Here is a 25,119-nt window from a genome sequence, read left to right on the forward strand (position 1 = left end):
CTCTCACGTACGGCCCTTGAAGTCCGGTGGCTGGAGGTTGCGCTGGACCACCAGGACGGGTTTCCGGAGCTGGGGAAGCCCGGTGATGTCGGCTCGCAGGACGCGGGGGCCGAGGGTGTCCTTGCGCAGGACCAGCACCTGTACCTCGAAGGTGCCGTCGCGGCCGACCCGTATACCGGTGCGGTCCGCCGTGATGCCGGTGCTCCACGTCAGGCGTACGGTCTCGCCCGGCGGGTAGTCCTTGCCGCGCGCCACGACGGGCTGGCCCGGCCTGGCGACCTGCGGGGTGACGGTGAGGGAGGGCTTGAGCACCCGCAACCGGTCGGTGTCCTGGTTGTTGACGGGCTGCAGATCGCCCAGCATCCCGCTCACGGTGGCCCGTACGTCTCCGGTGACCGGCTCGCGGTAGGTCCCGGTCTGGGTCACCTCGATCCGGCCGCCGGGCGGGATCGTGCAGGGCGCGGCGGCGGTGCAGCGGTTCAGCGACGTCAGGGTGCGTTCCTTCGCCTTCCCGGGCTTCGGCCAGGCCGTGGCGACGACGACGTCCCTCGCGGTGTCCGGACCCGCGTTGGTCACGGTGAAGCGGGCGTGGGCGGGGCGGCCGGTGTACGTCCGGTCGGGGCTGACGTCGGCCCTGACGGCGACGTCCGTCGCGGGCGGCGGGGGAAGGGGCGGCGGTGGCGGGTCGAGCACCTCGAAGACGGCCGTGTCCGTGGCGGTGTTGCCGGCCGTGTCCGTGGCCGTGCAGGTGACCGTGGTCATGCCGATGGGGAAGAGGGAGCCGGAAGCGGGGGTGCAGGTGACGGGGAGGGTGCCGTCCTGGGCGTCCTGCGCGGTCGCCCGGTAGCTGATCCTCGTGCCGTTCTCGTCGTCCGCCCTGGCGATGCGGTCGTCGACGGTGACGACGGGGGCGTCGACGTCGTTCACGTCGATCGTGATCTTTTCCTCGAAGTCGGGGTCGGGGGCCGCCGAGGGGGCGAGGGTGTCCGTGCCCGGAACCTGGGTGCCCAGCAGAAACTGGACCGTGCAGGTGAGGGTGGCGCCCTGCGGGGCGTCGGGTGCGACGTCGACGGTCTCGGCGAAGTGGGCGGTCTCGCCGCTGGTGACCCGTCTGGTGGGCGGGTCGAGCGCGACCGTGAGGTAGGGGCTGCAGTCGTGGAGCTGATGGCCGACGGAGGTGGGGAGGTTGTCCATGCCGTCGACGATGGCCTGGGCCACCTGGTCGCCCTGGATGCCCTCCAGCAGCCGGCCCTGGGTCGCGTTGATGATGCGGGTGGCCTGGCCCGCCGTGGTCGCCGGTACCTCGACCTGGTCGGGGTAGTCCGGATTGTGTGCGTTGCCGGTGCCGTTGAGCCCGTCGCCGATCGCGCTGTCCACATCGACGCCGACCACCCGGACGCCCTTGTCCTGGAGGGCGAAGATGGTGTCGTCGATGCTGTGGTGGTTGCTCGGCGAGTGGCTGGACGCGTCGCTGACCAGCACGATCACCGGGTTGGAGCCCTCGCGGAAGACCGTCTCGCCACCGGCCCCGTCGGCGATCTGCCACAGACCGTTGATCCAGTCCTCGGACGGGCCCATGCTGAAGGCCCCCAGGTCCGTCTTGAGCGCGTCGACACCGGCCTGCACCTTGTCGAGGTCGTTCGTCAGCCCCTGGAGGACCTTGAATCCGGCGTCGGGGTCCACCTGCTGGTCTCCGAACGTGGCGACGGCGAACCGTGATTCGGGCTGCTCGGCGAGAACCTTCTCGGTGATGGCGGGCAGGTTCTCCTGCACGCTGGCGATGGGGCCGTCCATGCTCCCCGTACCGTCCACCAGCAGCACGACCTCGGGCTTCGGCGGGATCGCCGGCGTACGGACCGACTTGTCGACGCCCGTCGAGCCGCCCGGGTCGAGCGCCTCGTGCAGGGTCGCCGGTGTGACCCACGGCTCCGGGGGCACGGGCACCGCGGGCGCGGCACCCGACGCCCCCGACGCGGGGACGAGGGCGGTGGCCAGCAGGAGCAGGGCGAGCGCGGCGGAACGGTGCGCGCCCGGTAGTCCGCGTGGGCGCCCCGCCGGCCGATTCCACCGCACAGCTTCTCTCCCCCGCACCCGGACCTCCCACCGAAGAACTGCGCCCACACGGTCTCCTGTGCGTGCTTCGCGCACAGCGGGAGGTGAGCCCTTTCGGCGGGTAGTGCCCGCTGCCCTTTGGGGCAGCCGCCCGGAGTACGGTCCGGTGTCAGATGAGGCCCTGGCGCATCGCGTACGCCACGGCGTGGGACCGGTTGCGCAGCTGCAGACGGGTCATGACCGAGTGCAGGACGTTCTTGATGGTGCGTTCGGAGTACGCCAGCTTCGTGGCGATGTCGGCGGTGTCGTAGCCCTCGGCGACCAGGCGCAGTACATCGACTTCACGGGCGGCGAGTCCGGTGAAGTGCAGTCCACGGGGTGCCAGTACCTGCCCCTGGAGCCGGCCGACCTCGGCCAGGAGTCTGCCGAGCAGGTCGGAGGGCAGGTGGCCCTCGCCCCGCGCGACCGTGTCGATGACGTGTACCAGGTGCTCGGGCGTGGACTCGGCCCGCCTGATGACGCCGACGACCCCGCATTCCGCGGCGCTCACGAGCTTCTGCTCGTCGATGTCCGTGGTGACGAGGACGGCGCGGCAGTCGGTGGTGCGCTGGATGTGGCGCAGCGTCGTCAGCACCTCCTCGTCGACGGCGTCGACGACCACGACGACGACGTCGGGCCAGGGCCCCTCCTCGTCCCATTCCACGACGTTCACTTCGGGCCGCGCCCTCAACTGGCTGGCCACTCCTGCTTGTGAGATCGGGTCCTGTGCCCGTAACGCGACCTTGGTGCGCTCCATGTCCGTGCTCCCCCTCGGAAACGGCCGGACGCTCCTGGTGCACACGCCTCACAGCCGTGCTCGTCCGCCTCACTGGTGGCGAGGCGGACAGAAGATGCCCTTCAATATCGAGCAGGAAACCAGTTTGTTTGGCCGGGGCATCCAATGTGCCCGAAAGTGTTCCTTCACGGCCGGTGTACGACGTACGCGGCGGTCCTACGGTCCGCCGTATGAGTCTCACGGCAAGCCTCGACGCAACCACCGTCAGCGCCGCACCGGGCGAGGAGACGGCTGTCCCCCTTCAGGTCCGCAACTCCGGTACGACGGTCGAGGAATACCGCTTCGAGGTGGTCGGCGCGTGTGCCGCCTGGGCCGCGGTGGAACCGGCCGTGCTGTCCCTCTACCCGGGCGACACGGGAACGGTGTCGTTCGTGCTGCGTCCGCCGCGCGACGCGACGGTGCCGGCCGGTGAGACGCCGTTCGGGATACGGGTGGTGCCGACCGGTGAGCAGGGCGGAACGGTCGTGCCCGAGGGCCGGGTGACCGTGCTGCCGTTCACGGAGACGACGGCCGAGCTGGTCCCGCGCGGCTCGCACGGCGCGCGCGCCGGACGCCATCAGCTGGCCGTCGACAACCGGGGCAACACCCCGGTGACGGTACGCCTGGGCGCTCAGCCGGGGAGCGAACGGGCCCGGGTCGTGTTCGCCGCACCGGAGCTCCAGGTGCAGCCTGGTGAGGCGGAGTTCGCGAAGCTACGGGTGCGGCCCGTCAAGCGGATGTGGCGCGGCACGCCCGTCACGCACCCCTTCCAGGTGTTCGCCGCGACCCAGGTGGCCGAGGGGCAGGACCCGGTGGAGCCGGTCCTCGTAGACGGCAGTTACGAGCAGGAGCCCCTGCTCCCCCGCTGGCTGCCCCGGGCCCTGATCACCGCGGCCGTGCTGGTGCTTGCGCTGGTCGGCCTCTGGTACGCGCTGCTGCGCCCGGCCGTGAAGTCGGCGGCGCGGGAGGCCGTCACCCCCGAGGCGGTACGGTCCGCCGCCGCGGCCGACAAGAGCAAGGCGCCCGAGCAGGGCGGCTCGGGCGGTTCCGGGGCGGGCGGCGGCGACTCCGCCGGGAGCGGGTCGGGCGGGGCCGGCGAGTCGAAGCCGACGCCGAGCCCGAGTCCTTCGGCGGCGGCCGGTGCGGGGGCGGCGGCTCCGACCAGCGCGCAGGTCAGGGTGCAGGACTCGCTGGGCGGCGGGACGAACACCGGGACGGCGCTCACGGTCCCGGCCGGCAAGGCGTTCCAGCTCACCGACATCGTCGTCCAGAACCCGCAGGGCGACGCCGGGACGCTGGTCGTCTCCGCCGGCAAGGAGACCCGGGTACTGAGCCTCGGTCTGGAGAACTTCCGTGACTCCGACTACCACTTCGTGACGCCGATCGTGATCCCGGCGGGCGGCAAGGTCACCATGACCATCGACTGCCGCAAGGTGGGCAGGCCGGTGGGCGCGCAGGCCCCTTCGCGGTGCGCGGAGTCGATGTTCCTGGGCGGCACGATGCGTGACGCCGAAGGGGGCTGACCAGGCGTCGGTCACGGTCCGGACCGGAACGCCTCACGCCGGCGGGGCCTCCTCTTCCTCCTCCGGGTTCTTCTCCTCGGCACGCTGGACGAACGAGCCCTGCACGTCGGCCGGTTGCTCGTCCTCGTCCTCCGCGGCCGCCCGCTGCACGGCGGGCGCGGACGTGGGCGCCGCGGCGGCGGGGGCGGCGGGGGCCGCCGGGGCCGGATCGGAGAGCACCCGGTCCGCGTTGGCGACAGCCTCGCGTTCGAACCGGTCCGAGGGGTCGCTGACCCGGATGCCGCCGGGCGCCTCGGTTCCCTCGACGGGCCCGTTGCGCTGCTGGATGACGTGGGTCAGTTCGTGCGCCAGTGTCGTGCGGCCCTGGGGCGACGAGGGGTCGTAGGCGTCGCGCTGGAAGACGACGTTGTTGCCCACGGTGTACGCGTGCGCGCCGACGCCCTTCGCCGACTCGTGGGCGGCGGAGTCGTTGTGGATGCGTACGTCGGAGAAGTCGGCGCCCATCCGGCCCTCCAGGTCCGTCCGGGTCTCGGTGTCCAGGGGGGTGCCGCCGCCGGAGGAGATGACGTCGTGCACCGGCGAGCGCGTCTCCGCCTCCTCGCCCTGCTCCGGCGCGGCGGCCCGGGCGCGCTGGATGACGGGGCCGAGCGCGGCGTTGCCGACCGTGCGCTGGAGGACACCCATGCCGGCGGTGCCCACCACGTCGGTCCGGCCGGTGGCGGCGGCCCGGAAGAGGTGGTGCGGTGCGCCGTGGGTGTCCGAGGTGGCGGGCGCCCCGGCCGTGTCGCCGTGCAGGTGGCCGCCCGAGAGCCGCTCGTGACCGTCCCCGGTCTCCAGGGGCGGGGTGTGGTGCTCGTGCTGGTGGTCGTCGTCGTGGTGCTGTGCGTTCACCGTCGTCTCCCCTGACCGCACCGGGGGCCGGCCCATGCCGCGCGGCCGCGGCGGACCGCCCGCCCCTACCGGCCCTCCACCCTTGTGGACGGCTTCCCGCCCCGTCCAGCCCTGCGCTGTCCGGCCCGGGGCATCGCGCGGTGCCCCATCGGGCAGGGGGCGGGGACGGACGGCCTCGGGCGCCCGGCGGTCCGAACCGGTCAGGAATCGAGAAGCGGGGCGGGGAGGCCGTGCCTAGCATGATCTTCATGGACATCACCATTCACACCAGCGTCCTCCCGCACGACGACCCGGAGGAGTCCCTCGCGTTCTACCGCGACACGCTCGGCTTCGAGGTCCGCACCGACGTGGGCCAGGGCAAGATGCGCTGGATCACCGTCGGTCCGAAGGACCAGCCGAGCACCTCGATCCTGCTGGCCCCGCCGGCCGCGGACCCCGGCATCACCGACGACGAGCGCCGCACCATCACGGAGATGATGGCCAAGGGCACGTACGGCTGGATCCTGCTGGCCACCCGCGACCTCGACGCCACCTTCGAGAAGGTGCAGGCCGGTGACGCGGAGGTGGTCCAGGAGCCGACAGAGCAGCCGTACGGCATCCGCGACTGCGCGTTCCGCGACCCGGCGGGCAACCTGGTCCGGATCCAGGAACTGGGCTAGGGCCGAAGGCTTACGGTTGCGTGACGTGCCGCCGCCGAAGCGCGTGACGGGGCCGCGCGCGTCCTAGCGTGGCGTTCATGCGCGTACTTGTCACCGGCGGAGCCGGGTTCATCGGGTCGGAGATCGTCCGCAGTCTCACCTCCGCCGGGCACGAGGCGGTGGTGCTGGACGCGCTGCTGCCGTCGGCGCACGGTCACGCCGTGCACCGGGCGGCCGGTGACACCGACGGGCGGATGCTCGTCGGGGACGTGCGGGACCGCGCGGCCGTGGACCGTGCGCTGCACGGGGTGGACGCGGTGTGCCATCAGGCGGCGATGGTCGGCCTGGGCAAGGACTTCGCGGACGCCCCGGAGTACGTGGGCTGCAACGACCTGGGCACGGCCGTCCTGCTCGCCGCGATGGCCGGGGCCGGGGTGCGGAGCCTGGTGCTGGCCGGGTCGATGGTGGTGTACGGGGAGGGCCGGTACTCCTGTCCGCGTCACGGCACCGTCCGCCCGGGTCCCCGGGACCGGTCCGATCTGTCGGCGGGCCGCTTCGAGCCGCGCTGTCCGGACTGCGGGGCCGCGCTGGCACCGGGCCTCGTCGCGGAGGACGCTCCGACGGACCCGCGCAACGTGTACGCGGCGACGAAGCTCGCGCAGGAGCACCTCGCCTCGTCCTGGGCGCGGGCGACGGGCGGGAGCGCTGTCTCGCTGCGCTACCACAACGTGTACGGCCCGGGCATGCCCCGCGACACGCCGTACGCGGGTGTCGCGTCGTTCTTCCGTTCGGCGCTGGCCCGCGGCGAGGCGCCGCGCGTGTTCGAGGACGGCGGCCAGCGGCGCGACTTCATCCATGTACGGGACGTGGCCGCCGCGAACACGGTGGCGCTGGAGGCCGTGGGCTCCCGCGCTCCGGGCGGTTTCGCGGCGTACAACACCGGCAGCGGCGAGCCGCACACGATCGGCGAGATGGCCGGGGCGCTGGCGGCGGCCCACGGCGGTCCTGCGCCGGTGGTGACCGGGGAGTTCCGGCTCGGGGACGTACGCCATGTGACGGCGGACTCGCGGCGGCTGCGGGAGGAGCTGGGCTGGCGGCCGGAGGTGGGGTTCGCCGAGGGCATGGCCGATTTCGCGGCGGCCCCACTGCGGGAGGCCGGTGCGGCACTGCCGGTCTGAGGCTCACCCGAGCGGCAGCGTCACCTCGAAGCAGCAGCCGCCGGTGACGTTGCGGACCTCGGCCCGGCCGGCGTGCGCCTCCACGATCCCCCGCACGATGGCGAGTCCCAGACCCGCGCCGGCCGGCGGCGTACGGGCGTGGCTGCCGCGCCACCCGGTGTCGAAGACCCTCGGCAGGTCCTCCTCCGGGATGCCGCCGCAGCCGTCGGTCACCGAGAGGACCACCCCGTCCCGCGCGCGGTGGGCGGCGACGGCGACCGTGCCGTCGGCGGGCGTACGGCGGATCGCGTTGATCAGGAGGTTGCCGAGGACCCGGCTCATCTCCTTGCCGTCCACCTCCACGGGCACCTCCTCGATCCGCCCGCCGATCAGCCGCACGCCACGTTCGCGGGCGAGCGGATCCGCTCCGGCCAGGGCGTCGCCCACGAGGTCGTAGACGGAGATCCGGCTGGGGGTCAGCGCGAGCGAGCCGGCGTGGATGCGGGAGAGCTCGAAGAGGTCGCCGACCATGTCGTTCATCCGTTCCACCTCGGTGCGGATCTGGCGCAGATAGCGCGGCGAGTCGGCGGCCACGCCGTCCTCCAGCGCCTCCGACATGGCACGGAGCCCCGCGAGAGGGGTGCGCAGGTCGTGCGAGATCCAGGCGACGAGTTCGCGGCGGGAGGTCTCCAGGGCGCGTTCCCGCTCGCGCGAGCTGTCCAGCTTGGCGCTGGTGGCGGCGAGTTCGCGGGTGAGGGCGGCGAGCTCGGCGGTGGCCGGGGCCTCGGGCGCCGCGAAGGTGCCGCCGTCGCCGAAGGAGCGGGCGGCCAGGGTCAGTTCGCGGCTCCGGGCGGCGACCCAGCGGCCGAGCAGCATCGCGGTGACGAGCGAGACGACGGCGGCCATGGCGACGACGGTCGTCACCACGGTCAGGTCGTGCGGTGACAGGAACATCGCCCAGGCGACGGCCAGGGTTCCGGCGAGCATCGCGGTGACGGCCACGGTCGCGACGATGCTCAGCGACACGACGAGCGAGCGGTGCCGGGAGAGCCGCAGCGCCGCCGCCCCGAGCAGTCCCGCGGCGGCGGCGCCGAGGAAGGCGAACAGGGCGATGAGGAGCAGGTCGGTCATGACGGCGCTCCGGTGAGCGGCTCCGAAGGCAGATCGAGGCGGTAGCCGACGCCCCAGACCGTACGGATCAGCTCCGGGCGCGCCGGGTCGGCCTCGACCTTCCCCCGCAGGCGGCGTACATGCACCGTGACGGTCGACAGATCGCCGAAGTCCCAGCCCCAGACCTCCCGCATCAGTTCCTCCCGGCTGAAGACGCGGCCCGGGTGACGCAGGAGGAAGGCGAGCAGGTCGAACTCGCGGAGGGTCAGGCCCAGCGGCCGTCCCCCGCAGGTCGCGCTCCGGGCGGCCGGGTCGAGGACCAGTCCCGCACCTTCCAGCAGCGCGGGATGCGCGCCCGGGGCGGCGGCCGCCCTCGCGCGGCGCAGCACGGAGTCGACGCGCAGGACGAGCTCGCGCGGGCTGAACGGCTTGGTCACGTAGTCGTCCGCGCCGGTTTCGAGGCCGAGGATGCGGTCGTCCTCGTCGCCGCGCGCGGTGAGCATGATGACCGGGACCGGTCCGTGTGCCCGCATGCGGCGGCAGACCTCGAAGCCGTCCATGCCTGGCAGCATCAGGTCCAGGACCGCCAGGTCCGGCCGACGCGCCGCGTACAGCGCGAGGGCGCGTGGTCCGTCGGCCGCCCGGGCGACGTCGTAACCGGCCCCGGTCAGGTAACCGGCGACGACCTCCGCGACGGTCGGGTCGTCGTCGACCACTAGGACATGCCCGCGGGCCGGGGCGGCGGGAGGCGGTGCGCCGGGGGTCGTCTGCATGGGACCACCCTGGCACCTGCGGCGGCGCGGCCGGAAACGCGAGCGGGCCCGTGACGGGCGACGTCCAGGTTTCGTAAGAATCCAAAGCCCGAAATGCCGGTTTTCGCTCCGTAGGGTGAGCCGGGTGATCCTTCCTTCCGATGACTCAGGGCCCCGCGCCGACATCGTTCTCCCCTGTCTCGACGAGGCGGCGGCCCTGCCGGGCGTGCTGGCCCGCGTCCCCCGGGGCTGGCGGGCGGTCGTGGTGGACAACGGCTCGACCGACGGTTCGGCCGATGTGGCGCGTGCGCTGGGCGCGACCGTGGTGCCCGAGCCGCGGCGCGGTTTCGGCTCGGCCTGCCATGCCGGGCTGCTCGCCAGTGAGGCGGAGTTCGTCTGCTTCTGCGACTGCGACGGCTCGCTGGACCCCGCCCTCCTCTCCGGCTTCGTCCGCCGGGTGGCCGACGGCGAGTGCGATCTGCTGCTCGGACGGCGGCGCCCTCAGGAGCGCGGCGCCTGGCCGCTGCACGCACGGGCGGGCAACGCCGCCCTCTCCCGGATGCTCCACCGCCGCACCGGGCTCCGGCTGCGCGACCTCGGTCCCATGCGCGCCGGGCGCCGCGCCGATCTGCTGGCGCTCGGGCTCACCGACCGGCGGAGCGGCTATCCGCTGCAGATGGTGGTGCGGGCGGCCGATGCGGGGCTGAGGGTGGCCGAGACCGACGTCCCGTACCTCGCGCGTACCGGGAAGTCGAAGGTCACCGGCACCTGGCTGGGTACCTGGCACGCGGTCCGCGACATGCGGGCCGTGCTGGGCGAGCCTCCGGTGCCGGTGGGGGTGCCGCGGTGAGCCCGGTCGGTGCGACGACCGTGCTGGTCATCGCCAAGGAGCCGCTGCCCGGGCGGGTCAAGACCCGGTTGACGCCGCCCTTCTCCCCCACCGAGGCCGCCCGGCTCGCCGAGGCGGCGCTCGCCGACACCCTGCACACCGTTCTGACCCTGCCGGCCGCGCGGCGCGTCGTCGTCCTGGCCGGGGCGCCCGGACCGTGGCTGCCGCCTGGCATCGAGGTCGTGGAGCAGGGCACGGGAGGGCTCGACGAGCGGCTCGCCGCGGCGTTCGGCGCCTGCACCGGGCCGACGCTGCTGATCGGTATGGACACCCCCCAGGTCACGGCGGCCGCTCTGGCGCCGGCGCTGGGCCCGGGCGGCTGGGACGGGTGCGACGCCTGGTTCGGCCCCGCGGAGGACGGTGGTTTCTGGGCGCTGGGCCTGGCCGAGCCCGATCCGGACCTGCTGCGCGGGGTGCCCATGTCGGTGCCCGAGACGGGTGCGGTGCAGCGGCGCCGGCTGGTCGACGCCGGGCTGACCGTGCGGGACCTGCCCCCGTTGCGGGACGTGGACACGGCGGCGGACGCGGCGGAGGTCGCCGCGCTCGCCCCGGGCGGCAGGTTCGCCGCCGAGTGGTCGCGGCTGGCCCGGACGGCCGCCCGGTGAGCCGGGAACCGGAGGTGCTGGACACCGCGCGGCCGGACGGCGACGCGTGGGGCACGGACCCGTACGCCAACGCCCTGCGCAACGGGCGCGGGCCGCTGTTCCTGCGCCGTACGGACGGCTGGCTGCTGCCGCTGGACGTCGAGCGCTGGTGTGCCGGGGCGGACGCGGCGGACCTGTCGGCGCTGCGCCGTTGCGAGGGTCCGGTCCTGGACGTCGGCTGCGGGCCCGGCCGGCTGGTCGCCGCGCTGTCGGCGCGGGGCCACCGCGCCCTGGGCATCGACGTCAGCGCGGCGGCGGTCGCCCGGACCGTGCGGCTCGGCGGCTACGCCCTGTGCCGGTCGGTGTTCGATGCGCTGCCCGGCGAGGGACGGTGGGGCACGGTGTTGCTCGCCGACGGCAACCTCGGCATCGGCGGAGACCCGGACCGGCTGCTCAGCCGTACGGCGGACCTGCTGGCGCCGGGCGGGCTGCTCGTCGCGGAGACCGTGCCGCACGCCGTCGACGAGCGGGTCCGGGTGCGGCTGGACGACGGGAGCGCCCCGGCCGGCCCGGCGTCGGCGGGCCTCTTCCCGTGGGCGAGGCTCGGTTCCACGGCCCTGCTGGAGTACGCGCGCCCACACGGGCTGCGCGCCGTCGATCAGTGGGAGGCTGACGGCCGTACCTTCGTCTCCCTGCGGCGCGCCCGGACCGCCCGTACGACGAACCAGAGCGCCGAGGCCAGGAAGAGCGCGGCCGTGATCAGCAGCCAGTTCCCGAGGAACACGTCCGGGGACAGCCCACTGGCCGGCTCGTAGCGCTCGGCCTGACGGGTGATCAGCGGGAACCACACGAGCAGCAGGAGCGCGGACAGGAAGGCCGGCACCCGTACGTAGTTGACGGATGCCGGCCGCCGCCGTCCGAGACAGCGGCTCAGCAGCAGGTCCGCCGACGCGTACAGGGGTACGAGCACCAGGTCGTGCACGAGGGCCGCGCCGACGAACCAGATGACCACGCCGAGCCAGTCGCCCGCGAGCAGGCGCACGCCCGCGTATCCGGCGAGGGCGAAGGAGGCGGCCAGCAGTACGAGGTGCAGTGGCCCCGCCCCGTAGCGGCGGCGCAGGACGGCACGGAGGGCGTGGGCGTTCACAGGTCTCCAAAGGTCAGCCGGGACACCCACTTGGTGTTGAGCACGCCCGGTGCGGCGGGGACGATCACGCGGGCCGGATAGCCGTGATCGGGTGACAGGTCTTCGCCGTTGACCTCCAGTGCGAGCAGCGATCGCGGGTCGCGCACCTGGTTGTCCCGCAGGGCCGCCCGGCGGAAGGCGCCGCTGCGCTGGAGGGACTCCACCAGCACCCCGGGCGGCCGGTCCGGGTATCCGGCAAGGGCCGCCAGATCGCTCAGCCGTACGCCGCGCCACCACTGGTCCGAGGTGGACCAGCCCTCCACGCACGCGATGGGCAGGGCCGCGCTGTGCTGCTCCATGTCCAGCAGCCGGGCCCGGCTGAACCGCAGGTCCCCGGCCGGGCCGCTGACGGTGAGCCACCAGCCTTCTCCGGTCTCCGCGGTGGTGATCCCGACGGCGGCGGCGGTCTTGTTGATCTGGAAGCCATTCGGGCCGGACCCCGGTTCGGCGGCGCCGTGCGGGGTGAGCGCGGCGAGGCGGCGCAGCGGCCCGTCGAAACTGCGGCCGGCCGAGGTGACCAGCAGGACGAGTGAGCCGGCGCCCACCATGGCGAGGGCGCCGCGCCGGGACAGAGTCGGCGCGGCGGGGGCGGGCGACTCCAGCACATCGTCCGGGACCGGTCCGCCGAGCCCGCCCCGCCGCAGCACCCGTACGGCCTGCGGGGCGCGCAGCCCGGCGTGGGCGAGGAAGGCGGCGAAGAACACCCACGCCCCGTAGAAGTGCAGCGGGTAGAAGGAGCCGGGGAACAGGTACTCCAGCTGGATGTTGAGCAGCCCTGTGACGAACTCGAACAGCGCCCCGCCCACCAGCAGGAGCAGCGAGATCCGTTCGAGGGCGTGGGCGGGCGAGCGGGCCGGCGGGAGGGTGAAGAGCCGGGGCACAACGGACCACAGCTTGGCCAGCAGGACGGGGACGAGCACGATGCCCACGGTGACGTGGAGTCCCTGGGTCAGCCGGTACAGCCAGTGCGGCGAGGTGGGCCAGGGAAACAGGTAGAAGCCGAGCAGCCCCTTGTCCGGTGTCTTGTCGTTGACCGGGTTCAGGTCCGGGTTGTACGCGGCGTAGGACAGCAGGCCCGTCACGAAGAGCAGCGTGATCCCGGCGAGCAGGACGAGCCCGAGCACGGCGGTGAACGGCACGCCGCGCACGGGGCTGCGCCAGAAGCCGGGCGCCGAGGGCAGCCGTTCGAGGAGAGCGGTGGCCCGGGGCCGGGAGGAAGTCGAGGAGGATGTCGGAGCGTTTCGACGGCTGTCGCCCATGAGGCCGACGCTATGCCCGGGCCCGGGGCGTTCGACGGGTGCGACTCCTGACGAAACGGTGACGTCACCCCGGCGAACGTACGGCGGCGACCGTGAATCTGACGGTTGTGTGACGCGCCCGGCCGGTACCCGCCGCCGCGCCCTGCCGGTGCGTACGGTGCCTGCGTGAAGACCGAGGACCGCACCGCGCCCCGTACCGAACCGACCACCACCGCCCGGTCCGGGCATCGCTGGGATCTGGCGGCCGCGGGGGTGGGCGTCGCGCTCGTGGTCGCCGCCGCCCTGGGCGGCCGGGCCGTCGAGGACTACGCGCAGAGGCTGTACGTGCACTGGCCGCCGCTGCTGGCGTCCTGGTACCCGCACACGGGCCCGGGCACGGTCGCCGCCCCCGTCGTGGCCGTCGCCGTGATCGCGTACGGGCCGCTCCTCGCGCGCCGGCTGCGCTGGCACGCGCTGCTCCTGGCCACGTACGCCGCCTCGCTCGCCTGGGTCTTCTCCCTCGCGCTGATCGACGGCTGGGGACGGGGCATCGCCGGGCGTCTGACCACGAAACACGAGTACCTGCGGGTCATCGACCGGTTCACCGACATCGGTGCCTCGCTGCGCACCTTCGACGAGCACATCCTGCTCGGCGCGCCGGGCAACTGGCCGGCGCATGTCGCCGGTCACCCGCCGGGCGCGACGCTCACCTTCGTGCTGCTGGACCGGGCCGGGCTCGGCGGCGGCGCCTGGGCCGGCGTCTGGTGCATCCTGACCGGCGCGTCCGGCCTGCTGGCCGTGCTGGTCACGATCCGGGCCCTGGCCGGTGAGCACATCGCCCGGCGCGCGGCTCCGTTCCTCGTCCTGGCACCGGTCGCGGTCTGGGCCGGGACGTCGGCGGACGGCTACTTCGCGGCGGTGGCCGCGTGGTCCGTCGCCCTGCTGACCCTGGCGGCGACACGTACGGTACGCAGTCCTGCCACCGCCGCGTTCGGGGCGGGGCTCCTCTACGGGCTGGTCTGCTACCTGAGTTACGGACTGGTGCTGATCGCGCTCCTGCTCCTGGCCGTCCTGGTGCTCGCCCGCACCGCGCGCCCGCTGCCGCTCGCGCTGCTCGGCGCGCTGGTGGTCCCGGCCGCCTTCACGGCGGCGGGCTTCAACTGGTGGGATGCCTACCACGTGCTCGTCGAGCGCTACCACCAGGGCGCGGGCGGCTTCCGGCCCTACTGGTACTGGGTGTGGGCGAACCTGGCCTGCACCGTGATCGCGGTGGGCCCGGCGGCCGTCGCCGGGCTGCGCCGGACCTTCGCGGGCGCGCCGGGTGCCGTACGCGGCCTGCGCGGCGGGGAGGCGAGCGCGCCGGACCGGCTCGCGTCACTGGTACTGGTGGCCCTGCTCCTGCTGCTGGCGGCCGACCTGTCCGGGATGAGCAAGGCGGAGACCGAGCGGATCTGGCAGCCGTTCATGCTCTGGCTGATCCCTGCGGCGGCCCTCCTGCCCGACCGGGGCCGGCGGGGCTGGCTGGCCGCCCAGGCGGTGGTGGCCCTCGCCGTCAACCACCTGCTCTGGACGGGCTGGTGACGGCGGGGCCGGTCACTTCAGTCCGACCCGGACCAGCGCCGCCGCCAGCCGCGGCAGGTCCTCGTCCTCGACGAGGCCGGCCAGCTTCTCCGGGGAGCGCGGCAGGCCCAGCTCCTCCGCCGCGTCCTGGGCGCGCTTGTCGAAGGCGGGGCGCAGTTCGGGCCACAGCCCCTGCGCCTCGCGGCTGAAGATGTCGGCGCCCACGGGGCCGATCCGGGGAAACTCCGTCAGCAGTTCGCGCAGCTTCTCCGGATCGCCGTCGGCCTCGTGGCGCAGTCGGCGCAGGTCGCCGCGGTACCGGTCGAGTACGAGCTGGGCGCCCTCGCCGAGGGCGGTGGCGGTGCTCTCGTCGTAACGGCGGTAGTGGGCGCGGACCAGTGCGTCGACGCGGTCCTGCCAGGACGCGTCCACCATGGCGCGGGGCGTGCGCATCCCCGCGGCGAAGAGTTCCCGGGCGGCGGCCACCGCCATGTCGGCCTTGATGGGGACCGAGAACAGGACGCACAGGGTCAGCAGCTGGTACAGCGGCATCGGGGTGTCGCGCAGGTGGATGCCGGCTTCCTCGGCGTAGGTCCGCCCGTGCTCGTCGAGCAGGTTCCGCACGGTCGTGGCTCTGGACATGGTGGTTCTCCGTTCGGCTCTACGCGGTGAGCGCGTCGAGCAGGGTGCGGGCCCGGCCGAGGGAGCGGGGCCGTGGGGGGTCGTGCCAGGGGTCCCGGTCCAGGAGCGCGTCGGCGTCGCGCAGCGTCCAGCGGCGGGCGCCGAGCGCCGGGTCGTCGACGTCCTCCCAGGCCAGTGGCGCGGCGACGGGTGCGCCCGGGCGGGCCCGGACCGCGTAGGGCGCGACGGCGGTCTGGGCGTAGGCGTTGCGCTGCACGTCGAGGTAGAGCCGGTCCCCGCGGGCCTTCTTGCGGGCCTCCGTGGTGAACCGGTCGGGTTCCCGGGCGACGAGGGCGTCGGCGACCGCGCGGGCGAATTCCCGTACGCCGTCGAACTCGTCCCGGCGGTCGAGCGCCACCACCACGTGCAGGCCGCGCGATCCGGTGGTCATGACGAGCGACGGCAGTTCCAGCTCGTCCAGGAGCCCGTGCAGGCCGAGGGCCGCTTCCCGGACCGGGGTGAAGTCGTCACCGGGCGGGTCGAGGTCGAAGACCATGCGGTCCGGGTGGTGGGGCCGGTCGGCGCGGGAGAGGAAGCGGTGCGGGGTGACGCACGCCTGCCCGGCGAGGTACACCAGGGTCGCGGTGCCGTCGGCGATCGGGTAAGTGACGGTGCCGTCCTCCTTGGGGAGTTCGACACGGTGGATCCAGTCGGGGAAGTAGCCCGGCACGTCCTTCTGCATGAAGCCGTGGCCGCCGATCCCGTCGGGGAGGCGTTCGAGCATGAGGGGCCGGTCCCGCAGATGGGGCAGCATGCGGCGGGCCACCGTGCGGTAGTAGTCGGCGAGTCCGGCCTTGGTGATGCCATCGTCCGGGAAGAGGACCTTCTCCGGGCGGCTGATCTCCGGGATCTTCCGAGTGGTCATCCGCCTCACCTGCCCCGCGGCCGAGGGGCGCGCTCCGCCCGGGTTGCGCGTACCACGATCATGCGTTCCTCCTCATGGTCCCGGGCTCGCGCCGGGTGGCCCCGCCTCGCAGGAAACCCCGTACCCGAAGTCGGCCACTTCACTGATGGGCGGCGCGCGGGGTCACCCGGACGCGCGACCCGATGGGCGCACCCGCCGCGGCGGTGCCATGTTTCGGACGTGGCCACCCGGCAACCCGGGTGGGTGACCCCGGACCGGGCCCGAGGGCCGAGGACGAGAACCAGGAGGAGAGCGTCATGCCGGCAGGATCGAGCCCCAAGCGTGAGCGCCAGTACGAGCACGTGAAGGAGAGCGCGGAGAAGCGCGGCACGTCCGAGAAGCGTGCCAAGGAGATCGCCGCGCGCACCGTGAACAAGGAGCGCGCACGCTCCGGCGAGTCCAGGACGGCGAGCAAGACGTCCACACGCGACCCCAAGTCCGCCTCCGAGCGGGGCGGCGAGCGCTCGCACAAGGGCGCGCAGGGCCGCACGAAGGACCAGCTGTACGAAGAGGCGAAGAAGAAGAACATCGAGGGCCGCTCCACCATGAACAAGGAGCAGCTCCTGAAGGCCGTCGGCCGCTGAATCACCGAGGCGTGGCCGAAACCTTTGTGCGCGGGCCGTACGGCCCGCGCACAAAGGTTTCGGCACGAGGGAGGGAGGGACACCGCACATGGACGACGGACGCGTGGACGAGAACGAGGAAGCTCACAAGGGGCGGCACGAGACGACCAAGGAGAGAGCGGACCGCCGCTGGACGGAACTCCTCCAGGAACTGCGGGTGGCCCAGACGGGAGTGCAGATCCTCTTCGGCTTCCTGCTCGCGGTGGTCTTCCAGCCGCGCTTCGCCACCCTGGCGGACTCGGACAAGGGGATCTACGTCGTGACCGTGCTCCTGGGCTCGGCCACGGCTGCGGCGCTGATCGGCCCGGTGTGCCATCACCGGCTGCTGACCGGACGCAATATGAAGCCGGAGACGGTGGTGTGGGCGTCGCGGCTCACCCTGCTCGGGCTCGTGCTCCTGTTCTGCACGATGTGCTCGGCGCTGCTGCTCATCATGCGCGTCGCCCTGCACAACACACTCGCCCTGTGGCTGGTCGGCGGCATGGCGCTCTGGTCCTTCGTCTGCTGGTTCGTGTTTCCCGCCGTGGCGGTGGCCCGGTCCAACGGACGCGACGGCTCCGACGACGGGAAGTAGTCCCTGTACGAAGGTGCCCCCGGCCCGCGGGCCGGGGGCACCTTCGCGTACGCGCGTCACATGGCGCGCAGCGCGGGCAAGAGCTTCTCCTGAGCCCAGTCGATGAACGGCTTCTGGTGGTCGCCGCCGATCTGTACGAGGGCGACCTCGGTGAACCCCGCGTCGACATACGGGCGCACCGCTTCGACGAACTGTCCGACGTCGTCGCCGCAGGGCACCGCCCCGGCGATGTCCTCGGGCGTGACGTACTGGGTGGCCTGGTCGAAGGCGGAGGGACCCGGCAGCTCCGAGTTGACCTTCCAGCCGCCGATCGACCAGCGGAACTGGTCGTGGGCCCGCTTCACCGCCGCGTCGCGGTCGGTGTCGTAGCAGACCGGCAGCTGCCCGACGCTGGGCTTTCCGCCCCCGCCGTGCCGTTCGAAGCCGGTGAGCAGCTCCTGCTTGGGCTCGGTGGCGATCACCAGATCCGCCAGCCGGCCGGCGATCTCGCACGACCGGTCGCCCGATACGGCGACGCCCAGGGGCACGGCCACGTCGGGTAGGTCCCACAGCTTGGCGTTGTCCACGTCGAAGTGGGCGCCGTGGTGGGTGACGTAGCCGCCGGCGAGGAGCGCCTTGATGATCTCCACGGCCTCTTCGAGCTTCTCCAGCCGCACCCGTGCGTCCGGCCAGCCGCCGCCCACCACGTGTTCGTTCAGACTCTCGCCGGAGCCCAGCCCGAGCCGGAACCGCCCCTCGGAGAGCAGTTGCAGCGTCGCGGCCTTCTGGGCCACCACGGCCGGGTGGTAGCGGGTGGTCGGGCAGGTCACGTACGTCATCAGCGGGATGCGCGACGTGGCCTGCGCCGCCGCGCCGAGCACGCTCCAGGCGTACGGGGCGTGCCCCTGAGACGCCAGCCAGGGGAAGTAGTGGTCGGAGGTCACGGAGAAGTCGAAACCGGCCTGCTCGGCCGCCACAACGTCCTCGACCAGGGCCTTCGGTCCCGCCTGCTCGGTCATCATCGTGTATCCGAATTGCACCATATGAGAAGGGTTACCGATCCCCGACGGCCGAAACGTCCGGCCGCCGGATCATGTTTCCTCGCGGCCGGTCGCGGAACCCGTGAAGGGTGTCCGCACACCCGCGTACCCCGAAAGCGAGGAACGACATGGCTGTCGCGACCTACTGCCTGGTTGCCGTCGACTGCCCCGATCCCGCGGCACTCGCCGCCTTCTACCAGGGGGTGCTGGGCGGGGAGGTGACGCACGACAGCGACCGCTGGTACGAGCTCCACGTCCCCGGCGGCGCGCGCCTCGCCTTCCAGCTCACCCCCGACCACCAGCCGCCCGAGTGGCCGCGCGGTGACCGGAACTCGCAGCAGGAGCACCTGGACTTCAAGGTCCGGGACATGGAGGCCGCCCAGCGCGAGGTGCTCGCCCTGGGGGCCACGCCGCTCGACCTGGACGACGACGGCGGCAAGCGGGACTTCCGCGTCTTCGCGGACCCGGCCGGGCACCCGTTCTGCCTCTGCTACGGCGGTTAGGGGTGCGGGGCCCAGGGCGTGTCCGCAAAGTCCCGTCGTACGCCCGAAGGGCGTCGCAGGCCAGACGGACTTTGCGGACACGCCCTACGGGGTCATACGGGCGATGACGCCGGTGTCCAGGTGGGACAGGAGTGCGGCCGGGGACTCGTGGATCTCCACGGCCCCCGCCGCCTCCAGGTCCGCCCGGGGGATGCCGCCCGACAGGAGGCCGACCGCGGGCACCGACGCCTTGGTCGCCGCCTCCATGTCCCATACGGAGTCCCCGATGTACACGGTCTCCTCGCTGGCGGCGCCGGCGATCTCCATGGCGTGCCGGATCGGGTCCGGGGCGGGCTTTCCCTCGTCCACGTCGTCGGAGCTGGCCGTCCCGGAGATGACGTCGTCCGCGTCCAGCGCGCCCCGCAGGGCCTCCAGCTCCGGCCCGGACGCGGAGGTGGCCAGGACGATCGTCCAGCCCCGGCCGGCCAGGGCGCGCAGCAGGTCCGCCGCCCCGTCCAGCGGCGGCAGGCGCTCGAAGTAGGTGGCGTACAGGGCGGAGTGCGTGGCGCTGATCCCCTCGTCCTGGTCCCGGTCCCGGCCGGGCCCCAGCAGGTGGGCGATCAGGTCCTCGGAGCCGAGGCCGATGGCGCGGTGGATCGCGGGCATGGCCACCGTGTGCCCCGCCTGGTGGAACGCCTCCCACCACGCGGTGACGTGCAGGTAGTTGGTGTCGACGAGGGTGCCGTCCACGTCGAACAGCGCTGCGCGGGTCATGGGGGTCCTTTCGTTCCGGCGTGGCCCGCCGGTGTCACAGGTCGATCTCTTCGGCGGCGCACACCCGGGCGCCCATGTTGCGTTCCGTCATCCGAAGGGCCGCGTCGGCCAGGTCGGCGTGGATGTGGGCCACCCCGTCCCGCGGAATGGTCAGGTCCATGTGGCGGATGTGCGCGTCGAGCGCGGAGTAGAGGATGCACTGCTCGGTCACCTGGCCGGTCAGGACGAGGTGGCCGACGTCCAGCTGGTGGAGCAGGTAGGGCAGCGGTGTCTCGTAGAAGATGGAGTGCCGTGCCTTGACGACGAAGAGCGAGTTGTCGTCGGGGCGCAGCGGTTCGACGAGGTCGGGGCGGGCGCCCGCCATGGCCGCCTCCACGATCTCGCCGTGGTGCGAGCGCCAGTCGCCGAAGTTGTCGTTGGCGTAGATCACGAGCGAACCGCTCTCCCGGGCCGCCTTCAGCATGCGTGCGATGACGGGCACGGCACGCTCGGCGGAGGGGAGGAGCCGGTCCGCGTCCGCGTGGTCGTACGGGTTGATCATGTCGATGACGATCAGCGCCTTGCGGGACATGGTTGTCATCGTGGCATCGGCCGTCCGCCACGGCGACCCGTCGGCCTACGGGGTGCCCGCCCGCCGCGGGACCGTCCCGTGCCCATCAGCTCCACCGGCTGCCGGCCAGGGGGGCGGTCGCCTCGCCCTCGCCGCGTACGACACCGCGCAGGAACGCGGTCAGCGCGTCCGACGCCGAGTACCGCGGCCGCCAGCCCAGCTCCTCGTAGGCCCGCGCGCAGTCCATGACCGGGAGGCGGAGGACCGCGTCGAAGAGGTGCGGCGAGGCCGGGACCGCCCGTGCGTGCCAGGCGGTCGCCAGCGCGCCGCGTACCAGTGACCGGGGTGCGCGCACCACCCGGGCGTCGAGGAGTTCGCCGAGGGCGCGGGCGTCGGTGACAGGGTCGGCGGCCAGGTTGAAGGGGCCGCGCACATCGCCCAGGACGGCGAGCCGGTACGCCTCGGCCGCGTCGTCCGTGTGCAGCACCTGGAACCGCAACCCCTGGAGGTCGGGCACGAAGGGCAGCAGGTCGGGGCGGAGCAGCACGCCGGGGAGGTACTTCCCGCCGAAGATGCGCCGCTGCTCGGGAGCCGCGGTCTCCTTGAACAGGAAGCCGGGCCGCATGCGCACCACACGGATCTGCGGGTGGCGCAGCTCGAAGGTGTCCAGGACCCGTTCGAGGTACGCCTTCTCGCGGCAGTAGGCGGCGTCGGGCCAGCCGTGGGTCGGCCACTGCTCGTCGACCCCGGGCTCGCGCTTGGGGCCGGGCGAGTAGGCGCCGACGGACGAGGCGTGCACCAGGGCCGGGACGCCCGCCGTGCGTACCGCGTCGAAGACCCGCAGGGAGCCCTCGACGTTGCAGCGCCAGGTGACGACGGGGTCGTGGGTGGGCTGGAAGCGCCAGGCCAGGTGGACGACGGCGTCCGCGCCCGTCAGCAGCGAGGCGAGCCGCTGGGCGCTGTCCGGGCGGGAGAGGTCCACCCTGCCCCACTCGACGCCGGGGAGGGCGAGATCGGGCAGCCGTCGGGCCAGGCCGAGGACCGATCCCACGTCCGGGTCCTGCGACAGGGCCCGGACCAGGCTCGTGCCGACGTTTCCGGTGGCGCCGGTGACGACGACGCGCAGCCCTTGCGATGCGTTCACGGCAGTCCTTTCGTCGGGCCGTCAGGGCCGCAGCAGCGTCTTGACCATGCCGTCGGCCTTCTGCTGGAAGGTCTCGTACGCCTTCGGGGCGTCCTCCAGGGACAGGCGGTGCGTGGCGAAACCGTCCACGCCCAGCGGATCGTCGTCGACGAGCAGCGGCAGGATCTCGGGCACCCAGTGCTTGACGTTCGCCTGGCCCATCCGGAGCTGGATCTGCTTGTCGAACATGGTGAGCAGGGGCAGCGGGTCGGCGGCGCCGCCGTAGACGCCGGAGATGGAGATGGTGCCGCCCCGGCGCACCACGTCGATGGCGGTGAGGAGGGCGCTGAGGCGGTCGATGCCCGCTCGTTCCATGAGTTTGCGGGCCGCCGCGTCCGGCAGCAGCCCGGTCGCCCACTGGCCGGCCTTGCCGATCGGCGTGCCGAGGGTGTGGGCCTCCATGCCGACGGCGTCGATGACCGCGTCGGTGCCCCGGCCGCCGGTGAGGTCCCGGATCGCTGCCGGGAGGTCCTTGCCGTAGTGGGCCAGGTCGAGGGTCTGGACGCCGCGCGCGGCCGAGCGGGCGAGGCGTTCGGGGACGAGGTCCACGCCGATGACCAGGCCGGCGCCGCGGTGCAGGGCGATCCGGGCCGCCATGTCGCCGATCGGCCCGAGGCCGAGGACGGTGACGCTGCCGCCGGGCGGGATCGCGGCGTACTCGACGGCCTGCCAGGCGGTGGGCAGCACGTCCGACAGGTACACGAAGCGGTCGTCCGGCGGGCCGTCGGGGACCTTGATGGGCAGGGTGTTGCCGAAGGGGACCCGCAACAGCTCGGCCTGCCCGCCGGGCACCTGCCCGTAGAGCTTGGTGTAGCCGAAGAGCGAGGCCCCGGTGCCGTGCTCCTTCACCTGCGTGGTCTCGCACTGGGAGTGCAGGCCCTTGGCGCACATGAAGCAGGTGCCGCAGGAGACGTTGAACGGGACGACGACCCGGTCCCCGCGCGACACGGCGGTCACCTCGGAACCGGTCACCTCGACGACGCCCATCGCCTCGTGGCCCAGGATGTCACCGGCGTCGAGGAACGGGCCGAGTACTTCGTACAGGTGGAGGTCCGATCCGCAGATGCCCGTAGAGGTGACCCTGATGATGATGTCGGTCGGGTCCTGGATGACCGGGTCCGGCACGGTCTCCACGCGGACGTCGCGCTTTCCCTGCCAGGTCAGTGCACGCATGAGTGACTCCTCGTTGTCGGGGTGGCGGCTGAGCCGCCGTTCAGTGGCGGTCCGTGCGCCGGGCCGCCTTCGCCTCGGCCTGGGCGATCCGTCCGGCGGTCTCCCGCCGGCGTCCCTCCGACTTCAGGCGCTCGTCGTCCAGCGCGGCGCCGTCCGACCTGAGCTTCGCCCCCTTCGCCCTCATGGCCAGGGCGCGGGCGATTTCGGCATGCCGTCCCATATCTCCTCGGTCCCTCCCGGTAGTCCTGCGGGCGTGCCCGCACAGCGGTTCCGTGCGACGGGTTCCCACGGAACGCACCCTTAACCGGAATGCCCGATTCGATCCGGGGCGGCCTCTGCCGGCGAAAGCGTCCCGGCCCGCCCCGCATGTCCTCGGGTGGTACGGGTACCCGCCTGGCCAGGCTCCCGGCGTACGCGGGAGCAGGCGCTGCCGGTTGGGACCACAGCCGCAGCGCCGTCCAGCGGATTCCGAGTCGCGGGCCGGTCCCGGTGCGCCCAGGATCGACGGCGGGGCACCGACGGGCCCGCACGCCGCCGCGCGGACCCCCTCAGACCTGTCCTACGGAGAGTCCATGGCCGACAGCACCCTGCCCCTTCTGCTCCAGGGCTACGCATGGCTGCCCGACCGCCGGCGGCGCGGCGGCGGCGCACCGGTCCGCACCCGTCTGCTCGGCAAGCGGGTGATCGCGCTGCACGGCCCGGCCGCGGTGCGCTTCTTCTACGACGAGGAGCACATCCAGCGCCATGGGGCCCTGCCGGAACCGGTCATCGACACGCTGTTCGGCCAAGGAGCGGTGCACACCCTGGACGGTGAGCCGCACCGGGTACGCAAGGGCATGTTCCTCCACCTGCTGAAGGATCCGGAGGGCGTACGGGCCCTCACCGACCGGGTCGTCCTGGAGTGGAAGGAGGCCGTCGAGGGGTGGACGGAGCGGGGCCGGATCGTGCTGTTCGACGAGGTGGCCGGGGTGCTCACGCGCGCCGTCCACGCCTGGGCCGGGGTGCCGCTGCCGGAGGACGAGGCGGATGGGGTCGCGCGCGACCTGGTGGCCATGGTGGACGGCTTCGCGTCGGCCGGACCGCGGCAGCTGCGTGCCCGGCGGGCCCGGCGCCGGCAGGAGAGGCGTGTGGCGCGGCTGGTCGAGCGGGAACGCGCCGGCGCGGACACCGGGGACGGGGCCGGGGTGCGCGCCACCCCGTTCCGTACCGTCGCACACCATCGGGACGCCGACGGCTCGCTCCTCGATCCCCGTACGGCGGCCGTCGAGGTGCTCAACATCCTGCGGCCGACCGTCGCGGTGAGCTGGTTCGCGGCCTTCGCGGCGCACGCCCTGCACCGGTGGCCCGAGCACCGTGCGGCGCTCCGGGACGACGACCCTGCCGCCGCCCTCGCCTTCGCGCAGGAGGTACGCCGCTTCTACCCGTTCGCCCCGTTCATCGGCGGGCTGGCGGCGGAACGGCTCGACTGGGCCGGCCGCACGATCCGGCCGGGCACGCTCGTGCTCCTCGACCTGTACGGCCAGAACCACGACCCGGACCTGTGGCCCCGGCCCTATGTCTTCGACCCCGCACGTTTCCGGGGCGCGCCGGTGCGTCAGGACGAGCTGGTCCCGCAGGGCGGCGGCGACCCGGCCACCGGGCACCGCTGCCCGGGCGAGGACATCACCCTCGCTCTGCTGTCCGCCCTCGCGGTACTTCTGTCCGGACTCGCGTACCGCGTGCCGGAGCAGGACCTTTCCATCCCGCTGCGCCGGATTCCCACCGCGCCCCGGAGCGGGTTCGTCGTCGAAGACGTCCGCTAGCCCCCCACCCACGCCCGGCAACGGAAGAGGAACCCCATGAGCACACCCGGCCAGGACCCCACCGAGCGCTTCGCGCGGCCCGACTTCCCGCAGCAGGACCAGGAGCATCCCGGCTGGACCGGGCCCATGGACCCGCCGCCCGACCACGGCGAGGACTCCTACCGGGGCCACGGCCTCCTGAAGGACCGCAAGGCCGTCGTGACCGGTGGCGACTCCGGGATCGGCCGGGCCGTCGCTCTGGCCTTCGCCCGCGAGGGCGCCGACGTGCTGATCACCTACCTGGAGGCCGAGGAGGACGAGGCCCGGGAGACGGCCCGGCTGGTCGAGGAGGCGGGCCGGCAGGCGCTGACCGAGGCCTGCGACATCCGCGACGAGAAGCAGTGCCGGGCGCTGATCGGCAGTGCGGTGCAGGAGTTCGGGCGCATCGACGTGCTCGTGAACAACGCCGCGTACCAGATGGCCCAGCCCGACGGGATCGCCGCGATTTCCACGGAGCAGTTCGACCGGGTCCTGCGGACCAACCTGTACGGGATGTTCTGGCTGTGCAAAATGGCGCTGCCGCACATCCCGGCCGGCGGGTCGATCATCAACACCACGTCGGTGCAGGCGTACAAACCGAGCCCGCATCTGCTGGACTACGCCATGACCAAGGGCGCGATCGTCACCTTCACGCAGGGCCTCGCGCAGATGCTGGCCTCCGACGGCGTCCGTGTGAACGCCGTGGCCCCGGGCCCGGTGTGGACGCCGCTGATTCCGGCGACGCTGCCCGACACGAAGGAGTTCGGGAAGCAGAGCCCGCTCGGGCGGCCCGCCCAGCCGGCCGAGATGGCCCCGGCGTACGTGTTCCTGGCGTCCGACAACGCGAGTTTCATCACCGGGGAGATCGTGAACGCGACGGGCGGCACCCCGCTTCCCTAGCCCTGTGCGCCTCGGTGTGCGGATTGGCGGAGCGGACCACGG

26 protein-coding genes are annotated in these 25,119 nt (G+C 73.2%); 12 read left to right on the forward strand and 14 right to left on the reverse strand.

The window, feature by feature from the left end; genetic code table 11:
* Nucleotides 1-3 precede the first annotated feature (3 nt).
* Together BLW14_RS01910 and BLW14_RS01915 are read right to left on the reverse strand one after the other, a co-directional pair.
* On the reverse strand, nt 4-2,073 hold the full coding sequence (locus tag BLW14_RS01910; protein ID WP_093703656.1) for an HYR domain-containing protein: 2,070 nt from the start codon (nt 2,071-2,073) through the stop codon (nt 4-6).
* 148 nt (nt 2,074-2,221) lie between these two features.
* The gene (locus tag BLW14_RS01915) at nt 2,222-2,848 is read right to left on the reverse strand and encodes a helix-turn-helix transcriptional regulator (protein WP_177153879.1); all 627 of its coding nucleotides are present in this window, start codon (nt 2,846-2,848) and stop codon (nt 2,222-2,224) included.
* 209 nt (nt 2,849-3,057) lie between these two features.
* On the opposite strand from BLW14_RS01915, the gene BLW14_RS01920 reads away from it, so the two are divergent.
* A complete protein-coding gene (locus tag BLW14_RS01920; protein ID WP_093703660.1) occupies nt 3,058-4,389 on the forward strand; it encodes a COG1470 family protein in 1,332 nt (443 codons plus the stop codon).
* A gap of 33 nt (nt 4,390-4,422) precedes the next feature.
* Here the strand turns inward: BLW14_RS01920 and BLW14_RS01925 are convergent, their stop codons facing one another.
* On the reverse strand, nt 4,423-5,280 hold the full coding sequence (locus tag BLW14_RS01925; protein WP_218137679.1) for an eCIS core domain-containing protein: 858 nt from the start codon (nt 5,278-5,280) through the stop codon (nt 4,423-4,425).
* Nucleotides 5,281-5,528: 248 nt separating this feature from the next.
* On the opposite strand from BLW14_RS01925, the gene BLW14_RS01930 reads away from it, so the two are divergent.
* Together BLW14_RS01930 and BLW14_RS01935 are read left to right on the forward strand one after the other, a co-directional pair.
* Nucleotides 5,529-5,939: a VOC family protein gene (locus BLW14_RS01930; protein WP_093710618.1), complete on the forward strand. Its 411-nt coding sequence runs from the start codon at nt 5,529-5,531 to the stop codon at nt 5,937-5,939.
* Nucleotides 5,940-6,016: 77 nt separating this feature from the next.
* Entirely contained in the window at nt 6,017-7,096 is a 1,080-nt protein-coding gene (locus BLW14_RS01935; RefSeq protein WP_093710619.1) for an NAD-dependent epimerase/dehydratase family protein, read from the forward strand.
* Nucleotides 7,097-7,099: 3 nt separating this feature from the next.
* Here BLW14_RS01935 and BLW14_RS01940 read toward each other — a convergent pair whose 3' ends face one another.
* Both BLW14_RS01940 and BLW14_RS01945 read right to left on the reverse strand, forming a co-directional pair.
* Nucleotides 7,100-8,206, reverse strand: coding sequence for a sensor histidine kinase (locus BLW14_RS01940; protein ID WP_093703664.1), 1,107 nt, complete (start codon nt 8,204-8,206; stop codon nt 7,100-7,102).
* Complete coding sequence (locus BLW14_RS01945) at nt 8,203-8,958, reverse strand: response regulator transcription factor (RefSeq protein ID WP_093703666.1); 756 nt, start codon at nt 8,956-8,958, stop codon at nt 8,203-8,205. Before BLW14_RS01945 ends, BLW14_RS01940 begins: the two co-directional genes overlap by 4 nt.
* 124 nt (nt 8,959-9,082) lie before the next feature.
* Here BLW14_RS01945 and BLW14_RS01950 point away from each other — a divergent pair, with 124 nt between their 5' ends.
* From BLW14_RS01950 to BLW14_RS01960, 3 genes are read left to right on the forward strand one after another with little or no spacing between them, the layout of a single operon-like run.
* The gene (locus BLW14_RS01950; RefSeq protein ID WP_093703668.1) at nt 9,083-9,787 is read left to right on the forward strand and encodes a glycosyltransferase family 2 protein; all 705 of its coding nucleotides are present in this window, start codon (nt 9,083-9,085) and stop codon (nt 9,785-9,787) included.
* Nucleotides 9,784-10,431 (forward strand): TIGR04282 family arsenosugar biosynthesis glycosyltransferase, encoded by a 648-nt coding sequence (locus BLW14_RS01955; RefSeq protein ID WP_093703670.1) that lies wholly within the window; start codon nt 9,784-9,786, stop codon nt 10,429-10,431. Before BLW14_RS01950 ends, BLW14_RS01955 begins: the two co-directional genes overlap by 4 nt.
* Nucleotides 10,428-11,225 (forward strand): methyltransferase domain-containing protein, encoded by a 798-nt coding sequence (locus BLW14_RS01960; RefSeq protein ID WP_093710620.1) that lies wholly within the window; start codon nt 10,428-10,430, stop codon nt 11,223-11,225. Before BLW14_RS01955 ends, BLW14_RS01960 begins: the two co-directional genes overlap by 4 nt.
* A 328-nt stretch (nt 11,226-11,553) precedes the next feature.
* Here BLW14_RS01960 and BLW14_RS01970 read toward each other — a convergent pair whose 3' ends face one another.
* Nucleotides 11,554-12,855 carry a molybdopterin-dependent oxidoreductase gene (locus BLW14_RS01970; protein WP_093703672.1) on the reverse strand — a complete coding sequence of 434 codons (1,302 nt, stop codon included), beginning with the start codon at nt 12,853-12,855 and terminating at the stop codon, nt 11,554-11,556.
* A gap of 165 nt (nt 12,856-13,020) precedes the next feature.
* Between BLW14_RS01970 and BLW14_RS01975 the strand changes: the two genes are divergently transcribed.
* The gene (locus BLW14_RS01975; RefSeq protein ID WP_093703674.1) at nt 13,021-14,415 is read left to right on the forward strand and encodes a hypothetical protein; all 1,395 of its coding nucleotides are present in this window, start codon (nt 13,021-13,023) and stop codon (nt 14,413-14,415) included.
* A 12-nt stretch (nt 14,416-14,427) separates the two neighbouring features.
* Here the strand turns inward: BLW14_RS01975 and BLW14_RS01980 are convergent, their stop codons facing one another.
* Together BLW14_RS01980 and ligD are read right to left on the reverse strand one after the other, a co-directional pair.
* Nucleotides 14,428-15,036 (reverse strand): endonuclease, encoded by a 609-nt coding sequence (locus BLW14_RS01980; RefSeq protein ID WP_093703676.1) that lies wholly within the window; start codon nt 15,034-15,036, stop codon nt 14,428-14,430.
* 19 nt (nt 15,037-15,055) lie between these two features.
* Nucleotides 15,056-15,940, reverse strand: a complete 885-nt coding sequence (gene ligD, locus BLW14_RS01985) for a non-homologous end-joining DNA ligase (protein WP_093703678.1) — start codon at nt 15,938-15,940, stop codon at nt 15,056-15,058.
* Nucleotides 15,941-16,236: 296 nt separating this feature from the next.
* Between ligD and BLW14_RS01990 the strand changes: the two genes are divergently transcribed.
* Both BLW14_RS01990 and BLW14_RS01995 read left to right on the forward strand, forming a co-directional pair.
* Nucleotides 16,237-16,563 carry a plasmid stabilization protein gene (locus BLW14_RS01990; protein ID WP_093710621.1) on the forward strand — a complete coding sequence of 109 codons (327 nt, stop codon included), beginning with the start codon at nt 16,237-16,239 and terminating at the stop codon, nt 16,561-16,563.
* Between the two features lie 88 nt (nt 16,564-16,651).
* Nucleotides 16,652-17,176, forward strand: coding sequence for a DUF6328 family protein (locus tag BLW14_RS01995; protein ID WP_093703680.1), 525 nt, complete (start codon nt 16,652-16,654; stop codon nt 17,174-17,176).
* Nucleotides 17,177-17,232: 56 nt separating this feature from the next.
* On the opposite strand, the gene BLW14_RS02000 is transcribed toward BLW14_RS01995, so the two are convergent.
* Nucleotides 17,233-18,198 carry an LLM class F420-dependent oxidoreductase gene (locus tag BLW14_RS02000; RefSeq protein WP_093703682.1) on the reverse strand — a complete coding sequence of 322 codons (966 nt, stop codon included), beginning with the start codon at nt 18,196-18,198 and terminating at the stop codon, nt 17,233-17,235.
* Between the two features lie 125 nt (nt 18,199-18,323).
* Here BLW14_RS02000 and BLW14_RS02005 point away from each other — a divergent pair, with 125 nt between their 5' ends.
* Nucleotides 18,324-18,698 carry a VOC family protein gene (locus tag BLW14_RS02005; protein WP_093703684.1) on the forward strand — a complete coding sequence of 125 codons (375 nt, stop codon included), beginning with the start codon at nt 18,324-18,326 and terminating at the stop codon, nt 18,696-18,698.
* An 84-nt stretch (nt 18,699-18,782) separates the two neighbouring features.
* Here the strand turns inward: BLW14_RS02005 and BLW14_RS02010 are convergent, their stop codons facing one another.
* From BLW14_RS02010 to BLW14_RS02030, 5 genes are all read right to left on the reverse strand, one after another.
* On the reverse strand, nt 18,783-19,451 hold the full coding sequence (locus BLW14_RS02010; protein ID WP_093703686.1) for an HAD family hydrolase: 669 nt from the start codon (nt 19,449-19,451) through the stop codon (nt 18,783-18,785).
* 34 nt (nt 19,452-19,485) lie between these two features.
* Nucleotides 19,486-20,022, reverse strand: a complete 537-nt coding sequence (locus BLW14_RS02015; protein WP_093703688.1) for a cysteine hydrolase family protein — start codon at nt 20,020-20,022, stop codon at nt 19,486-19,488.
* A gap of 85 nt (nt 20,023-20,107) precedes the next feature.
* Nucleotides 20,108-21,145, reverse strand: a complete 1,038-nt coding sequence (locus tag BLW14_RS02020; protein ID WP_093703690.1) for an NAD-dependent epimerase/dehydratase family protein — start codon at nt 21,143-21,145, stop codon at nt 20,108-20,110.
* 21 nt (nt 21,146-21,166) lie between these two features.
* Nucleotides 21,167-22,357 (reverse strand): alcohol dehydrogenase catalytic domain-containing protein, encoded by a 1,191-nt coding sequence (locus tag BLW14_RS02025; RefSeq protein ID WP_093703692.1) that lies wholly within the window; start codon nt 22,355-22,357, stop codon nt 21,167-21,169.
* A 40-nt stretch (nt 22,358-22,397) separates the two neighbouring features.
* Nucleotides 22,398-22,577 carry a hypothetical protein gene (locus BLW14_RS02030; RefSeq protein ID WP_093703694.1) on the reverse strand — a complete coding sequence of 60 codons (180 nt, stop codon included), beginning with the start codon at nt 22,575-22,577 and terminating at the stop codon, nt 22,398-22,400.
* A 352-nt stretch (nt 22,578-22,929) separates the two neighbouring features.
* On the opposite strand from BLW14_RS02030, the gene BLW14_RS02035 reads away from it, so the two are divergent.
* Both BLW14_RS02035 and BLW14_RS02040 read left to right on the forward strand, forming a co-directional pair.
* A complete protein-coding gene (locus tag BLW14_RS02035) occupies nt 22,930-24,159 on the forward strand; it encodes a cytochrome P450 (protein WP_093703696.1) in 1,230 nt (409 codons plus the stop codon).
* Between the two features lie 36 nt (nt 24,160-24,195).
* The gene (locus tag BLW14_RS02040; RefSeq protein WP_093703698.1) at nt 24,196-25,077 is read left to right on the forward strand and encodes a glucose 1-dehydrogenase; all 882 of its coding nucleotides are present in this window, start codon (nt 24,196-24,198) and stop codon (nt 25,075-25,077) included.
* Nucleotides 25,078-25,119 lie beyond the last annotated feature (42 nt).

The sequence above is a fragment of the Streptomyces sp. 2131.1 genome, assembly GCF_900105515.1.
Taxonomy (GTDB): domain Bacteria; phylum Actinomycetota; class Actinomycetes; order Streptomycetales; family Streptomycetaceae; genus Streptomyces; species Streptomyces drozdowiczii.

Bases quoted from the DNA above. Each gene is read 5' to 3' on its own strand.
- BLW14_RS01995 (WP_093703680.1), top strand. From the start codon at position 16,652: ATGGACGACGGACGCGTGGACGAGAACGAGGAAGCTCACAAGGGGCGG.
- BLW14_RS02025 (WP_093703692.1), bottom strand. From the start codon at position 22,357: ATGCGTGCACTGACCTGGCAGGGAAAGCGCGACGTCCGCGTGGAGACC.
- BLW14_RS02000 (WP_093703682.1), bottom strand. From the start codon at position 18,198: ATGGTGCAATTCGGATACACGATGATGACCGAGCAGGCGGGACCGAAG.
- BLW14_RS01915 (WP_177153879.1), bottom strand. From the start codon at position 2,848: ATGGAGCGCACCAAGGTCGCGTTACGGGCACAGGACCCGATCTCACAA.
- BLW14_RS01990 (WP_093710621.1), top strand. From the start codon at position 16,237: ATGCCGGCAGGATCGAGCCCCAAGCGTGAGCGCCAGTACGAGCACGTG.
- BLW14_RS02040 (WP_093703698.1), top strand. From the start codon at position 24,196: ATGAGCACACCCGGCCAGGACCCCACCGAGCGCTTCGCGCGGCCCGAC.
- BLW14_RS01945 (WP_093703666.1), bottom strand. From the start codon at position 8,958: ATGCAGACGACCCCCGGCGCACCGCCTCCCGCCGCCCCGGCCCGCGGG.
- BLW14_RS02005 (WP_093703684.1), top strand. From the start codon at position 18,324: ATGGCTGTCGCGACCTACTGCCTGGTTGCCGTCGACTGCCCCGATCCC.
- BLW14_RS01935 (WP_093710619.1), top strand. From the start codon at position 6,017: ATGCGCGTACTTGTCACCGGCGGAGCCGGGTTCATCGGGTCGGAGATC.
- BLW14_RS01920 (WP_093703660.1), top strand. From the start codon at position 3,058: ATGAGTCTCACGGCAAGCCTCGACGCAACCACCGTCAGCGCCGCACCG.
- BLW14_RS02035 (WP_093703696.1), top strand. From the start codon at position 22,930: ATGGCCGACAGCACCCTGCCCCTTCTGCTCCAGGGCTACGCATGGCTG.
- ligD (WP_093703678.1), bottom strand. From the start codon at position 15,940: ATGACCACTCGGAAGATCCCGGAGATCAGCCGCCCGGAGAAGGTCCTC.
- BLW14_RS01940 (WP_093703664.1), bottom strand. From the start codon at position 8,206: ATGACCGACCTGCTCCTCATCGCCCTGTTCGCCTTCCTCGGCGCCGCC.
- BLW14_RS02015 (WP_093703688.1), bottom strand. From the start codon at position 20,022: ATGTCCCGCAAGGCGCTGATCGTCATCGACATGATCAACCCGTACGAC.
- BLW14_RS02010 (WP_093703686.1), bottom strand. From the start codon at position 19,451: ATGACCCGCGCAGCGCTGTTCGACGTGGACGGCACCCTCGTCGACACC.
- BLW14_RS01980 (WP_093703676.1), bottom strand. From the start codon at position 15,036: ATGTCCAGAGCCACGACCGTGCGGAACCTGCTCGACGAGCACGGGCGG.
- BLW14_RS02030 (WP_093703694.1), bottom strand. From the start codon at position 22,577: ATGGGACGGCATGCCGAAATCGCCCGCGCCCTGGCCATGAGGGCGAAG.
- BLW14_RS01970 (WP_093703672.1), bottom strand. From the start codon at position 12,855: ATGGGCGACAGCCGTCGAAACGCTCCGACATCCTCCTCGACTTCCTCC.
- BLW14_RS01930 (WP_093710618.1), top strand. From the start codon at position 5,529: ATGGACATCACCATTCACACCAGCGTCCTCCCGCACGACGACCCGGAG.